Origin of the sequence: Shewanella sp. 11B5, from assembly GCF_002836795.1 — a bacterium.
Taxonomy (GTDB): domain Bacteria; phylum Pseudomonadota; class Gammaproteobacteria; order Enterobacterales; family Shewanellaceae; genus Shewanella; species Shewanella frigidimarina.
The window spans coordinates 1-13656 of record NZ_PJAP01000268.1; the positions used below are offsets into that span (position 1 = coordinate 1).

Sequence of the window (13656 nt, forward strand, 5' to 3'; positions counted from 1 at the left end):
TACTCCCATTGCTGGATTCGATAAAGATGACCTCACAAGGACACCAATAAATAAGGCTATTGCCTATTCGATGTTGCTGTTTAATGACTAACTCAATACCACTAGTGAATAATCTATTTTACGCCGTTGACTTCATTTGTAAGATTATCTGTTGGTTTATTGAGATATTGCTGAGTTAAAAAAAGCGCACTAACACTACGAGATTCTGAAAAATCAACATTTTCGAGTAATAACTGCCAATCAGATAATGGCCAAGGGATCACGTCTATTGGCTCAGGTTCATCCCCTTCTAAACGGCTAGGGTACAGTTTTTCAGCGACAAAAATATGCATTTTGCTGGAAAAGTAGCCTGGCGCAAGTGATAACTCTTTTAGATGAGTCAATTGATAACTGCCAAAACCAATTTCTTCTTGAAGCTCACGATTAGCGGCTTCAACTGCCGTTTCGCCAGGATCTATCAACCCTTTAGGAAAACCGAGCTCATAATTATCAGTGCCGGCTGCGTATTCACTAGCTAATAGTAAATTACCTTGATGAATAGGCACAATCATCACAGCACCTCTGCTACCGCCCTTCATTCTTTCATATTGACGCTCTACGCCATTAGAAAACTTAAGGTGTACCTGCTCGATTTGAAACAGTCTGCTTTTGGCAACAATTTCAGTATGCAGGATTTCCGGCTTTTTATGCCGCTGTGTCATTGAAGCCTCATGTGACGAATTAATATATACAGGGTACAATCTTACTATTCTAGGTATATTCTACAACCGGAATTTACATGTTTCCTTGGTATAAAATAGATACGGTGCTTCTCGACATGGATGGCACCTTGCTTGATCTGCATTTTGATAACCACTTTTGGTTACATCTTGTACCGCAACAATTAAGCATGCAACGCCAAATAAGCTTGGATGAAGCCAATACACTCGTCAAACAAGCTTATTATGATGTGGTAGGAACCTTAGATTGGTATTGTCTTGATTACTGGCAACGCTATTTACAACTCGATATTTTGGCGCTACACCATGCATCGGCAGACAGAATTAAACTTCGCCAAGACAGTATGCCCTTTTTACAAGCATTAGCAGGGGCAAGCAAACAACGCATTTTGTTTACCAATGCTCACCCTCAAAGCTTAGCGCTTAAGCTAACTCATACCAATTTAGGCCACGGTTTAGATAAAATGTTATCGAGCCATGAAAGCGGTTATCCCAAAGAACATCCGCAATTTTGGCAGTATGCACTGACTAAGTTCAACTTGGATCCGTCACGGTGTTTATTTATTGATGACAGCGAAGTGATATTAGCGGCATCGAAAAAGGCAGGTATAGGTTATCAACTCGGGATTAAAAATCCCGATAGCCAGAAACCTCATATTGAATTTGCCGACTTCCCAGCGATTACTGATTACCAGCCGCTATCACTGGCACTTAAATCGGTATAAACGATGTCGCTATAAAAACGACTCAAGTAGTGAATGATCGTTAAATAGCGGTTGATGTCTGAACATAGTTAATAAAGTAGTTGATAAGGTTATTCGATAAATTATTGCCGATATAAAAATGCCTTGATAGTGATATCAAGGCATTAGTTATTCAAATATCAACCGATTTTATAAGCCAGGCACAACGCCTTGATAGTTGATAGGGTAATACCCTTGGCTGTCTTGTCGGCCTAAAAAGGATAACGAATCGCGTAAATCTTTAGGTTGGGCATCGGTCGGTTTAATTTTAGCACTTACTTTAACCAAGTTTGACTCGCCTAGAATAGCGGTTCCCGTTAAGCCTAATACGTTTTGGGTTTCATCAGTGGCAATTTGTAATTGACCATCAAGACAACTGAGCCCCAATGCAATGTTACCTAAAGGGTACACACCATATTGATTTTTAACATTGGTGTTATTTAAAAATAATTTACCGTTTAATTGTTCGCACCATGGTTTACCTTGCTCTAGCACTGCAACCATTAAACTCACATCGCCATCAATTTGGGTTTTAAAAGGTAAACGGGCGCCCGCTAATAAAAAACTATCGGGTAGATCAAGGCGAATATTTTTCGCACTCACCCCAGATAACGACCAACTCACACTACCTTTACCACTAACAGCCGTAGCTCGATTACCAATATTAAAATCGATATCGGCTTTACCAAGCAGTAATCCCCATGGACTTAACTGCCAACTAACGTGTTCTATTTGGCGTTGTTCAATAGTGATTAACGCCGCCTTTCCTTGCCAAAGCGTACCTTCGGCACCTGTGATAAACACATTATTAGGTAACGGAGCGATACTGACTAACCAGTTCGCCGGTAAATAAACCAATAAAAACGCTAGGTAAATAATGACGCCAATGACTATTTTTGAAAATAAGCTCACAAAAAATCCTTACTGAGAAAGCTGAATACGTCTTACTTTTACAAAGCCAGCAACGTCTGATTCGGTTAGATCTACGCTGTCTAACGTTAAGCCCTTTTGCTCTACTAAGTCATGTAAGTAACCCAGTAACGCATCAAATGGTACGTCATCCATCCATAGCTGAATTTTATCGCCTTGCGGCTGCATACGGGTGATCTCTAATTTATATTGTCCGGCCGTTTGATTTACCACAGAACTTAAACTGCCATGGACTTTAGCTTGCACACCCGCTTGTTTCAGACCCGCTATTTTATTGGCGGTTTGTTTAACATAATTTAACGTTTGTTGCGCTGCGCTGTTATCACGTTCGGCAGTTTCTTGAGCATTCGAAATGGGTGTCCAAATGCCCCAATAAATAATGCCAATTGCCAATACTGCTGCACAAAAACCAACAAGTTGTTGTTCTCTAATGACTAAACCTTGCCACCAACTACGCATGTTTTCCATGTTATTTATTCCTTAACGTCAGCGTACTGGTAACGCTTTCTTCGCTACTATTCATGGCACCACCTTCGAGGAGGTAGTCTTTGCTAACAAGCTCTTTAAATGTATCTATTTGGCCGTACGTTTTTGCTGTGACTTGCATTCGTAACTCATTACGATTGGCTTCGTAACGCAAAGTGTTCGGTTTAAGTTCTGGCACCTTACTAAATGCAGGCTTTAAACCATCTAGCATTTCAAAAAATTCGGCTCCGCCACCTTGGCCTTGCATGCTGCGTAATTCACTGCCCATTTGTGATCGCATATTAACAATACGGTTAACACCCGGCACGGCTTGTTTAAAAATCATTTCGCTTTGAGCTTGCAGCTCTGTGGTCTGATTATTCAGTTGATGGATGGCGATGCCTTTATTTGCTAAGGCTAAAACAATCGCAATCATCACTACAATCGCCGCATTTTTCCAGGTGAGTAACTGTTTACTGTATTCATGCTTAGGTTTATAAATGCCACTTAGTAAATTGATTGGGGCGTTCAAAATGCCTTTTGCTAGTACCATCATCGGTAAATCTAGTGGCTTGTTATTAATCTCCACACCTTCAAATACAATATCGTCACTGTAGCTTGCAACACTAATCGATTCATTATCATTAGGTTTTGCAGCTATTAATAACTTTGGCAGTGCAAATGCAGACCATGCTTTAGGCACGCTAACACCGCTACCTTCAGACGTTCGGATTAAATACTCGCTACCAACACTCATTGCTGCCCAACGACATTGCTCTAACGGCAACGCTAAACAATCTGGCACGATACGTTTTACTTTTAAGCCTGCATGATGAAGCCATTCAAGCCATATTTGCATTTGCTCATGTGCCACTGCAGCCACATTAAGCTGCTCACCTTCACGAGGCCCAACAACAAAATGCATATTGTCTACATTCGTCGCTAATGATTCCTCTAACATGTATGGCAACGCCTTTAATGCTTGGCGTTGGCCTTTTTCGGGCAACATAATTTGTGTCAATGTCATGTTGGCCGCAGGCACAAGTACATCAACAGGACGATTACCCGCACGCTCAGCTAAAGTGCTGAGACTGGCGGCATCAGATAATTCACCAGAAGCGATGATCTCTTGCTCTTGTTCTGACCATACAAGCCACGAACATGGGTGTTCTGATGATTTTCCTAACCGGATAAATAGCCGTTCAGACACTGTTTATTCTCCACCGATCTCAATACGTATTGTTACGCAATGAATTTGTTATTATTGTTGGCCACCATACTGACGGGTGAGCACATCTAAATCTTTACCATTACGCTTCAGGACACTTTCCATTCGAAATATTGCTGTATCGACTTTGGCGCCAGCTTTCAATAAAAAGTACTGGCTATCAACCACAAAACTCGACTTTACATTCGCTTCGGATTTTATGCCACTAAGTGACGATCCTTCCCAAAACTCTTCAATTTTTTCATATCCATCAGCTGGACGATTGTTAATAATATTTTCAGCCTCGCTGACTGATATTTTATTTTCTAGCATTGCTGCCAGTAAAGCAGCTTGCTCAACCTTAATGGTATTTACATTTAATAATTGGCTGTCTTCACCAGGTATTGCACATACATAAGGTAAAAGATTCAGGTAAACATCTTGGCTGAATCCTAACACTGCACGTAACTCACTGCGATGCTGCATTAAGGTATTGGCTGCACGATATGGTACATTACGCGATTCATATTCGGCATCTTCAGCACCATATGGGCCAGATAACGTGTCTTCATCGATATAATCTTTAAGGGTTGACGTTAATTGCTCTGCGCCAAACTCATCAACCCCTAAGCTGATCAGTAACGATTGAAACTGTATGGCTGCAACGGTCATTTCGGGCTGACCATTTTTGTTTTTTTCCGATGCCTGACCAACGGCATTAACATTAAAGCATGCCCGCATATCTTGTATTTCACCGACAATTTCACCGTATTCAGCCGGAAATGCCACATTGGCCAAGGCCCAATACTGTTGTAAATGTACAGTTCCTTCTGAATCTTCAAAATCTTGCTTGAGCACTTTCATCGCCAGCTCTTCAGCAGAAAGGGCATACCAATAAGCCTGATCGTATTGTGCTAGATTAAGCGTTCGGCGCATTGACAGCTGATTACGACTACTAATGTTGGTGGCGATAATCACCACCATAGCAACAATTAGCATCACTACTATTAATGCAACCCCGCGTTGCTTTTGGCCGCCCATTATGAGGATTTCCCATCATCGGCTGCGATATCATTTTCATCTTTACTATTTGAACCGTTACGATTGTTACCACTATCGTTGTCAGACTTAGTTGCTGGTGCACCTTTAGGCAGTAAAAAACGACGCTGAATTTTACCCAAACCTTCTAATTCTATTTCCATCGCAATCCCTTTTGGCATCACGGTTCCATCAACTTGCTTCTGCCATTTATCATCCATATAAAACGAATACTCAATTGACAGTACATGGTCAATAACCACGCTTTTTAATGGCTCAGCACCTGATACAGGTTCAGGATAAGGATAATACCAACGCTCAAGGCGGCCATTTTGAACCACATAAGCAACCGATTGCAGACTTCCTCTAGGTAACATGCCATCGGGGTTTAACCAGCCCAAACGGTAAAATACCAGTGCTTCGGTTTCTGAGTCGAGAATATTATCGCCAGCCTGAAAAAAACGGCTGCCACGATCACCTTCAAATAATCTAGGGCTACGCGCCACCATTTGGCCCAAATCACGCTCTAACGCACCAAAACCTTGCTGTAATGACTTAAGCCGAGTAGCAAACTCTTTGGTCACTTCATCATTTTTCATTACCGTCGACAATACTGAGTTTGCCGCGATACCCAGCATGGCAAAAATCGCAATCGCGATAAGCATTTCGAGTAAGGTAAAGCCGCTAAAATTCCTAGGCTTTGTTATGGACATAACTGCTTACCTGAGCCACTACGCGTTTAAATTTGTCGTCGTCACTGACGCTAATACGGATCATTCTAAATTTATCATCGGTGGTTTTAATCACTTCTTGGCGCCAATACCATTCACGACCTGCGAGCTCTGACTGACCCGTTTTTTGGCCTATATCAGGAAAGGTACCAGGTAAACGCACGTCGACCATTTGATTACTGGCTACCCATTGCGCTAACGTTCGTTCTTCTAAAATGGGCATGTTCGCCATTTGTTCGCCCAAACTTTTGGTAACCGATACCGCTGCAATGGAAAACACCGCTAAAGCAACGATAACTTCAAGTAAAGTCATACCACGATTCTTACCGCGTAAGCTTTTAATAGCTGAGCTGTTAACTTTCCAGTATTGAGGGCGTCGATATGATGTGAGTTTATTCATCTACACGCCCTAATGTTAAGCGACCTAACGCATCACCCACAACCAGCACATTGACTGGCTGACGGTCATCATTGATCGTATTAAAACCCAGTTCAAAGGGAGTCATCTCTCCGCTGGGAAACAATAAAATTTGCGGTTCAGGATGTTTCTTTTTATCTTCTTCGCTCTCTTCGTCGATAAAAGGCTCATCAAACCAAGACTCATTTTGCTCGTCTTCTTGAACTAATGGCATGCCATCGATCACAATATCTAAGGTAATACCGGCATCCATTTTTTTGGCCGATAATAGCCGGTCTTGATCAACAGGCATCCATTTACCTTCTTTATAAAACACAAACTGATATTGATCTTCGTCAATCACAATGCCAATAAACTGACCGCTTAAGACACTTTCATCAAGTACCATCTCAGTTGCAGTCATAAAACGTTGCGCCTGTTTTTTGAGCATTTGTTCCGGCCCAGCAACACTAATAGACATGGTTACCGCAGAGGCAACCAAACCCATTAGCAATGCCACAATTAACACCTCTAATAAAGTGAAACCGGCTTGACGATGATGAATCATCTTATTGGAAATCTTGTAAATTCCAGCTTCCGATATCGTCTTCAGAACCTGGTTGTCCATCTGGTCCTGCGCTGAAGATGTCAATTTTGCCATTTTCACCAGGGCTTAATAATAAATAGTCACTGCGCCATGGATCTTGTGGTAAACGTTTAACATACCCACCTTCACGGAAATTACGCGGCTCTGGTGACGAGGTAGGTTTTTGCACCAACGCATCGAGACCTTGTTCTGTGGTTGGATAAATACTGTTATCTAACTTATACATATCCAATGCATTTTCTAATGCCACAATATCTGATACCGCTTTTTGTTGATCGGCTTTATCTTTGTTACCCATCAGATTGGGCACAACCATTGACGCTAAAATACCTAAAATAACAATCACCACCATTACTTCGAGTAAGGTGAAACCACGTTGTTTATTATTATGTTGCATTAATTACTTCCTCTAAAAATTGTCTATATATTCGTGCGTAAAATTAAGTATTAATCTTGGTATACGGTTATCCCACCAAGATACACAACTTCAAAACTAGCCGCTGATTAAGTTATTTAACTCTAAAATAGGCTGTAAAATGGCCATTACAATAAATAATACAACCGATGCCATACTCACGACTAGCATAGGTTCAAATACTCCCAATGCAATATTAACGTTCGACTCGAACTCTCGGTCTTGGTTGTCTGCTGCACGTTCTAACATGTTTTCAAGCTGGCCACTTTTTTCACCCGATGCAATCATATACAACATCATTGCAGGGAATAGCTTAGTATTAGTCAACGCCGTGCCTAAACTAGTTCCCTCACGGACTCGCGCCGTAGCCTCATCAACAGCAGCGCGCACCTTAACATTTTGCAAAACTTCGCTGGCAATTCGCATCCCATCAAGTAATGGGACCGAGCTGGCTGACAAAATACTTAATGTTCGCGCAAATCGGGCGGTATTAAGCCCTTTACTGACTTTGCCAATTACGGGCATTTGCAAAAGAGCTGTATCATATTTCATCCGCATAATCGGATTGGTCAGCAGCCGCTGGAACATCACCATAGCAGCAAAAATAAGCAGTACGACCACAACCCCCCAATGTTGTACAAAATCTGAGGCAAGAATCAAAAACTGAGTTGTGCCAGGTAATTCTTGGCCCATGTGCTCAAACTGCCCAACAACCTTTGGCACCACAGCAGCCAATAACACGGCAATAACACCAATAGCGACCACGGTTAATACAATAGGGTAAATCATTGCTTGAGTAAGCTTGGATTTGAGTTGCTGACGACGCTCTGTGTAATCGGCAAGTCGATTAAGCACTACTTCTAAATGGCCTGATTTCTCACCCGACGCTACCATCGCGCGGTATAAGTCATCAAATACATGCGGAAATTCGGCCATTGAGTCTGCTAAGCTGTAACCTTCAACCACCCGCGAACGCACCGCCATAATCATGCTACCTAAGCGATCTTTCTCAGACTGTTGCCCCACGGCTTTTAACGCTTCTTCAATCGGTAAGCCTGCGGCCACTAATGTTGCGATTTGGCGTGTGATCAATGCCAGTTCGGCAACGGAAATACGCTTTTTAAATAGGTTTGCTAAATTAAAACCGCCACGCTGTGAACGTGCTTCTTTTTCACTAACAGGCTGAAGTTCCAGCGGCATAAGGCGCTGCTCACGCAGCTGGCTTCTTGCATGTCGCGCGGTATCTGCTTCGATCACACCTTTTTGTTGCTTGCCTTTGCTATCAAGGGCTTTGTATTCAAACGCCGCCATTGATTACTCCTCGCGTGTAACGCGTAATACTTCTTCTAGCGTTGTCACACCAGCGAGTACTTTACTCATGCCGTCATGGCGAATACTTGGAATCGATTTACGCACATATTTTTCAATGGCTAATTCGCCCCTGCCGCCATGAATTAACTCACGGACATTATCATCAACGATAAGTAACTCATGAATACCCGTTCGACCACGATAACCATTTTGACCACAGGCCTTACAACCTTTTGCGCGGTAAATGATACGAGTGTCGTTTGCAGTAATACCCAGTAACTCGCGTTCACGCTCATCAGGCTCATGTGCTTCTTTACACTGTGGGCATAATGTTCGAATTAAGCGTTGTGCAAGCACGCCAAGCAAACTTGATGACACTAAAAAGGGTTCGACACCCATGTCTTGCAGACGGGTAATTGCCCCAGATGCGGTATTGGTGTGCAAGGTTGAAATAACTAAGTGACCAGTTAAAGATGCTTGAACTGCAATTTGCGCCGTTTCTAAATCACGAATTTCACCAATCATGACTACATCGGGATCTTGACGTAAAATTGCGCGTAATCCTCGAGCAAAAGTCATGTCGACTTTAGTGTTTACCTGAGTTTGTCCAACGCCCTCTAACTCATACTCAATAGGATCTTCAACGGTTAAAATATTGGTATCTTTAGAATTTATTTCCGTTAACCCAGCGTACAAAGTGGTACTTTTACCAGAACCAGTAGGCCCGGTAACAAGAATAATGCCGTGTGGCTTACGAATTAACTCATCGAATTTTTCACGAATGCCTGGTGTCATACCCAGTTGTTGTAAGTCTAAGTTGCCGGTATTTTTGTCTAATAAACGCATTACCACACGCTCACCATGACTTGATGGCATAGTTGATACCCGCACATCGACAGCACGACCCGCAATACGCAACGAAATACGGCCATCTTGTGGCAGGCGTTTTTCGGCAATGTCTAAACGTGCCATAACTTTAATACGCGACACTAACAAAGACGACAATTTACGATTTGGCTTTAATACTTCTTTCAACACGCCATCAATACGGAAACGAACAACGAGTTGTTTCTCATAGGTTTCGACGTGAATGTCTGAGGCTTCTTCTTTAATCGCTTCTGATAACAGCGCATTAATTAATTTAATAATCGGCGCGTCATCATCGCCCTCAAGCAAGTCTTCTGTTTGTGGCAGTTCTTCAGCTAGAGTAAACAAGTCCATTTCGTTACCAATATCTTCCATAAGCTGTTGCGCTTCTGAAGAATTAGCTTGGTACGCCAGGGTCAATTTAGCTTCAAACTTAGCCACTTCTAGCTTAATTAACGGTAACTCAATACCTGCGTAGCGCCTTACTTCGAGCATGGCGCTAAGCGGCGTGTTATCGGTATAGAAAAGACAAAGCTGCTCGTTTTCTTTCGCTAACACTAATTGAAAGCGGTGCGAGAAGGCAAACGGCAAGCGCTCTTTACTCGTCGAATGAAAAACCTCATCACCTTCAACAACTTCCATGGCAACTTCACTAGATACTTGGGCTAATGGTTCTGTCATCACGCTATCAGTCATTGTTTTGAGCCTTGTCCTTTTGCATGTTTTCATCGATAGTGCGCAAGGCTGGGTCTGAATCACGTATATCGGTGCTCAGCCCTTTGCCGCTTTTATAGCGATCAAGCATGTCATTCACTTCATCTGGCAAGTAGGCCTCTTGATCCCACTCTTCAAGAACTGGGACTTGAGTATTTGGCATTAAATTAATACCACGAGCTTGTTGTTCCAGTTGTAATGCTCTGAAATAATTATATTTACGACCAGCAATCCCTTCCATTGTCATACCGTCACGGATAATGGTGGGCTTAATGAAAATCATTAAATTCTTTTTCGTTTTCTTACTAGAAGAAGACTTAAATAAATGACCTATAAAAGGAATATCGCCAAGAATTGGGACTTTTTGAATACTTTCTTGTACTTCTTCGTTAATTAATCCACCCAGCACTACAATTTGGCCAGAATCTGCCATAACCGTGGTCGTTAAACGACGAGTAGAGAAACTGATGTCGACACCAGTGTTACCATTTACACCCGACACTTCTTGTTCAATAGTTAATTTAACCGATGAACCTTCGTTGATTTGCGGTACCACTTTTAGCTTAACTCCGACTTCCTTACGCTCTACCGTTTGAAATGGATTATCATTGTTAGAGCTTGAGGTTGAACCGGTAATAATCGGCACTTCATCACCAACAATAAACGAGGCTTCTTGGTTATCTAGTGTGGTAATAGACGGTGTTGCTAGTACGTTTGAATTTGTATCACTCGACACAGCTTGGATTAACGCCGCAAAGTTACCTGTGGTCACTCCCCACGCCATACCATTCACTTTACCTAATGCTTGCGCGATTAAAGTGTAATCCCCATCAGAGGTTGGATTAACCGTCGTGGTAGAGTCCACACCAGAAGTAGTGGTAACCGTTGTGCCATCAGTTTCACGTGCAGACCACACTCCAGCCCCGACTTCACCAATGGTTGGGCCAATGTTGTTAAACTGCGTTAAGCCACCAGCTTCGCTGCCCCATTGCACTCCAAAACCAACATTATCGCCTTCAGCGATTTCAACAATAATGGCTTCAACGAGCACTTGAGCGCGGCGAATATCAAGCTGATTAATGACGCTTTCAATGGTACGCAGTTGATCTGGTTCAGCACTAATCACCAGTGAGTTAGTGTCGCTGTGGGCCATAATATTGATATCACTACGGCGCTTACTTGAGCTGCCTTGCTGAGTACTGGCACCCTCTTTATTATCTTGTAAGTTTTGTGCAAACCCGGTTAATACTTCAACCAAGTCTTCAGCTTTGGCGTAACGTAAATAACGTACCTTGGTGTTACCCGTACTCGCTTGTTCGGCATCGAGGCGTTTAATGAGTTCGATTACACGTTGACGGCTTTTTTCATCGCCACTGACAATAACCGCATTCATGCGTTCATCAGCCACCACTTTAGGCGCTTGGCCAGGCAGCTGTGATTGGTTAGCACTTGAGCGATATAAGGTATCGACTATGCGAACAATTTCCCCTGCAGAGGCGTAATCTAAGGCTACGACTTGTACGTCGGTGTCGCCTTGCTTATCAACTCGGCGAACAATCTCTACCAACTTGTTCACTACCGCTGCACGACCAGAAATCATTAACACGTTTGATTGATCATAGTTAACAACGTTACCGCCACCAGCATTATCATTTAACTGGCGAAGTAAGGGAGCAAGTTGTTTAGCTTCAGAATTGTATAAAGGAACAATTCGGGTGACCATTTCATCACCAACACCAGGCGACTTGTCATCGGCGACACGAATAGAAGCCATTTTGGCGTCTTTGTCTTTAATGACTTTAATGACGTGGTTTTCCATTTCAACCACTGCATAACCATACACTTGAAGTACGTTAAGGAAGAATTGGTAATATTGATCATCATTAAGTAAATCGTAACTACGGACATTAATTTTGCCACGTACTGTTGGATCTACAATAATGGTTTTATTGAGGTTTTTACCGACAATATTAATAAATTCTTGAATGTCAGTGCCTTTAAAATTGGCGGCATATTGTTCCGACCAAGCACTCGGTGCCGCTATCATTGCAGCGCCCATAAGCATTCCAGCAATAATGTTATGTCGGATCCCTTTATTATTCATTCTACTCAATCCTCTAACGCCAAATTATTCTGGCAAACTAAACATGATTTCGACCAACTGCCCTTCACGCTCAACCATGACAGCCATTTCGGTGAGCTCAGGCAGTTGTGCCATCACTTCTAATGCCTGACCCATATCGGTCAGATCAAATCCATTTATTGATTTTGCTAAATCATTAGCTTGAAAACCCGCTTGCTTAAACAACGCGACATCTGTACCAGGATTTAAACGGTAACCCGCTAATTCATCACCATTACGTACCGGTGAAATAGCTAAAAAGTCTGTAATTTTACTTGGGTCTGCTAACAACTCATCACGAGAATTAGACAAATCTTCAGAAAAACGTTGATTATCGCGACGATCAACTCGGGTTACCTGTTGACCTACTTTTGCTTGTTGCAACTGGGAGTTAGCTTCGCTTTGGGTAGTATATTTAAGGCCGTCCAGCATTAAAGTTTCATAACGACCACTATTACTAATAATAATACGGTCGGCATAAACCTCTTTTAAAGAAGCTGAAGTCCCTTTAATTTTATCGCCTAAGCTATAGGTTTCTTGTTGCCCACTTGATTCAATAACCGCTAAACCTTGGGCTTCTTCGGTAGACGCAACAACCCCTGTCAATTGGATAGACAAGTTTGTTTTAGGCGCATCGGTGATTTGCTCTACGACTTCAGCTTTGGGTTTATTGCTATTATTGTCTAAGCGACCAAAAAGCAATAGGTTACGTACACCGGCAAGCTCAATACGCTTTGCAGTGCCTGCTGATATGGGGGATGGTTGCCACACCGCAGACTGCGATGATACTGGCATCAACTTCCATGTGATCTGTGCAGCGAGTAGCAACACAATGACCAAGCCAAGCCAAAATACAATCATACTCAATAGCTTATGTGGTATTTTTGCAGCGTTGGTGATCAGTTTATCTAATAAATCCATATGTTATTGGACCCTCTATACGACTTGGTACAGGTCTCTGTTCTAATTGTTAATAAAATGCGAAAATATATGTGTAGCGGTCATGCTAACCCACACAGGATAAAGCAACAACCCCAGAGCATATCGATTGGCGAATCTCCATCAAATATGCTAACTTTGCGCCCATAAAAAGAGCCATAATATTGCCCTCTATTACGATAATACACACATTGTATGGCAGTTAGGTTACTCAGTCTGTGAAATCATCCCTGTTTTGGAGGTCATGTGACTCAAAATCAGCCCGAAAAAAGCTTTATTCGGCTCGATAAATGGTTATGGGCGGCACGATTTTATAAAACCCGCGCTATCGCAAAAGACATGATCAATGGCGGTAAAGTACATTACAACGGTCAACGGACTAAATCCAGTAAGAATGCTGAAGCTGGTGCAAAAATCCGTCTTCGCCAAGGTAATGATGATAAAGAGATTA

The 13656-nt window shown here is 42.4% G+C and carries 15 protein-coding genes; 2 read left to right on the forward strand and 13 right to left on the reverse strand.

The window, feature by feature from the left end; genetic code table 11:
• Nucleotides 1–113 precede the first annotated feature (113 nt).
• Nucleotides 114–701, reverse strand: coding sequence for an ADP compounds hydrolase NudE (gene nudE, locus CXF78_RS04305; RefSeq protein ID WP_102036084.1), 588 nt, complete (start codon nucleotides 699–701; stop codon nucleotides 114–116).
• A 77-nt stretch (nucleotides 702–778) separates the two neighbouring features.
• Between nudE and yrfG the strand changes: the two genes are divergently transcribed.
• Nucleotides 779–1444: a GMP/IMP nucleotidase gene (yrfG, locus tag CXF78_RS04310; protein WP_102036085.1), complete on the forward strand. Its 666-nt coding sequence runs from the start codon at nucleotides 779–781 to the stop codon at nucleotides 1442–1444.
• Between the two features lie 168 nt (nucleotides 1445–1612).
• Here the strand turns inward: yrfG and CXF78_RS04315 are convergent, their stop codons facing one another.
• The 12 genes from CXF78_RS04315 to gspC all read right to left on the reverse strand — a co-directional run bounded on the left by CXF78_RS04315 (nucleotide 1613) and on the right by gspC (nucleotide 13187).
• On the reverse strand, nucleotides 1613–2374 hold the full coding sequence (locus CXF78_RS04315; RefSeq protein ID WP_102036086.1) for a type II secretion system protein N: 762 nt from the start codon (nucleotides 2372–2374) through the stop codon (nucleotides 1613–1615).
• A 9-nt stretch (nucleotides 2375–2383) separates the two neighbouring features.
• Nucleotides 2384–2860, reverse strand: a complete 477-nt coding sequence (locus CXF78_RS04320; RefSeq protein ID WP_102036087.1) for a type II secretion system protein M — start codon at nucleotides 2858–2860, stop codon at nucleotides 2384–2386.
• Nucleotide 2861: 1 nt separating this feature from the next.
• Nucleotides 2862–4067 carry a type II secretion system protein GspL gene (gspL, locus tag CXF78_RS04325; RefSeq protein ID WP_102036088.1) on the reverse strand — a complete coding sequence of 402 codons (1206 nt, stop codon included), beginning with the start codon at nucleotides 4065–4067 and terminating at the stop codon, nucleotides 2862–2864.
• A 51-nt stretch (nucleotides 4068–4118) separates the two neighbouring features.
• Nucleotides 4119–5105, reverse strand: a complete 987-nt coding sequence (gene gspK, locus CXF78_RS04330) for a type II secretion system minor pseudopilin GspK (protein ID WP_102036089.1) — start codon at nucleotides 5103–5105, stop codon at nucleotides 4119–4121.
• Nucleotides 5105–5815: a type II secretion system minor pseudopilin GspJ gene (gene gspJ / locus CXF78_RS04335; RefSeq protein WP_102036090.1), complete on the reverse strand. Its 711-nt coding sequence runs from the start codon at nucleotides 5813–5815 to the stop codon at nucleotides 5105–5107. Before gspJ ends, gspK begins: the two co-directional genes overlap by 1 nt.
• Nucleotides 5796–6233: a type II secretion system minor pseudopilin GspI gene (gene gspI / locus CXF78_RS04340; protein WP_257984834.1), complete on the reverse strand. Its 438-nt coding sequence runs from the start codon at nucleotides 6231–6233 to the stop codon at nucleotides 5796–5798. The genes gspJ and gspI overlap by 20 nt, the downstream gene beginning before the upstream one ends.
• A complete protein-coding gene (gene gspH, locus CXF78_RS04345; RefSeq protein ID WP_102036091.1) occupies nucleotides 6226–6798 on the reverse strand; it encodes a type II secretion system minor pseudopilin GspH in 573 nt (190 codons plus the stop codon). Before gspH ends, gspI begins: the two co-directional genes overlap by 8 nt.
• Before the next feature lies 1 nt (nucleotide 6799).
• Nucleotides 6800–7234, reverse strand: a complete 435-nt coding sequence (gene gspG / locus CXF78_RS04350) for a type II secretion system major pseudopilin GspG (RefSeq protein ID WP_011635600.1) — start codon at nucleotides 7232–7234, stop codon at nucleotides 6800–6802.
• Nucleotides 7235–7330: 96 nt separating this feature from the next.
• Nucleotides 7331–8563 carry a type II secretion system inner membrane protein GspF gene (gene gspF, locus CXF78_RS04355; protein WP_011635599.1) on the reverse strand — a complete coding sequence of 411 codons (1233 nt, stop codon included), beginning with the start codon at nucleotides 8561–8563 and terminating at the stop codon, nucleotides 7331–7333.
• A gap of 3 nt (nucleotides 8564–8566) precedes the next feature.
• Nucleotides 8567–10111, reverse strand: coding sequence for a type II secretion system ATPase GspE (gene gspE, locus CXF78_RS04360; protein ID WP_374702269.1), 1545 nt, complete (start codon nucleotides 10109–10111; stop codon nucleotides 8567–8569).
• Between the two features lie 7 nt (nucleotides 10112–10118).
• Nucleotides 10119–12248 carry a type II secretion system secretin GspD gene (gene gspD, locus CXF78_RS04365; RefSeq protein WP_102036093.1) on the reverse strand — a complete coding sequence of 710 codons (2130 nt, stop codon included), beginning with the start codon at nucleotides 12246–12248 and terminating at the stop codon, nucleotides 10119–10121.
• Nucleotides 12249–12272: 24 nt separating this feature from the next.
• Entirely contained in the window at nucleotides 12273–13187 is a 915-nt protein-coding gene (gspC, locus tag CXF78_RS04370; protein WP_102036094.1) for a type II secretion system protein GspC, read from the reverse strand.
• A gap of 264 nt (nucleotides 13188–13451) precedes the next feature.
• On the opposite strand from gspC, the gene CXF78_RS04375 reads away from it, so the two are divergent.
• Nucleotides 13452–13656, forward strand: a 205-nt coding sequence (locus CXF78_RS04375) for an RNA-binding S4 domain-containing protein (RefSeq protein ID WP_257984835.1), incomplete at its 3' end; no start/stop codon positions are given.

Bases quoted from the DNA above. Each gene is read 5' to 3' on its own strand.
- nudE (WP_102036084.1), bottom strand. From the start codon at position 701: ATGACACAGCGGCATAAAAAGCCGGAAATCCTGCATACTGAAATTGTT.
- yrfG (WP_102036085.1), top strand. From the start codon at position 779: ATGTTTCCTTGGTATAAAATAGATACGGTGCTTCTCGACATGGATGGC.
- CXF78_RS04320 (WP_102036087.1), bottom strand. From the start codon at position 2,860: ATGGAAAACATGCGTAGTTGGTGGCAAGGTTTAGTCATTAGAGAACAA.
- gspK (WP_102036089.1), bottom strand. From the start codon at position 5,105: ATGGGCGGCCAAAAGCAACGCGGGGTTGCATTAATAGTAGTGATGCTA.
- gspJ (WP_102036090.1), bottom strand. From the start codon at position 5,815: ATGTCCATAACAAAGCCTAGGAATTTTAGCGGCTTTACCTTACTCGAA.
- gspI (WP_257984834.1), bottom strand. From the start codon at position 6,233: ATGAATAAACTCACATCATATCGACGCCCTCAATACTGGAAAGTTAAC.
- gspH (WP_102036091.1), bottom strand. From the start codon at position 6,798: ATGATTCATCATCGTCAAGCCGGTTTCACTTTATTAGAGGTGTTAATT.
- gspG (WP_011635600.1), bottom strand. From the start codon at position 7,234: ATGCAACATAATAATAAACAACGTGGTTTCACCTTACTCGAAGTAATG.
- gspF (WP_011635599.1), bottom strand. From the start codon at position 8,563: ATGGCGGCGTTTGAATACAAAGCCCTTGATAGCAAAGGCAAGCAACAA.
- gspE (WP_374702269.1), bottom strand. From the start codon at position 10,111: ATGACAGAACCATTAGCCCAAGTATCTAGTGAAGTTGCCATGGAAGTT.
- gspD (WP_102036093.1), bottom strand. From the start codon at position 12,248: ATGAATAATAAAGGGATCCGACATAACATTATTGCTGGAATGCTTATG.
- gspC (WP_102036094.1), bottom strand. From the start codon at position 13,187: ATGGATTTATTAGATAAACTGATCACCAACGCTGCAAAAATACCACAT.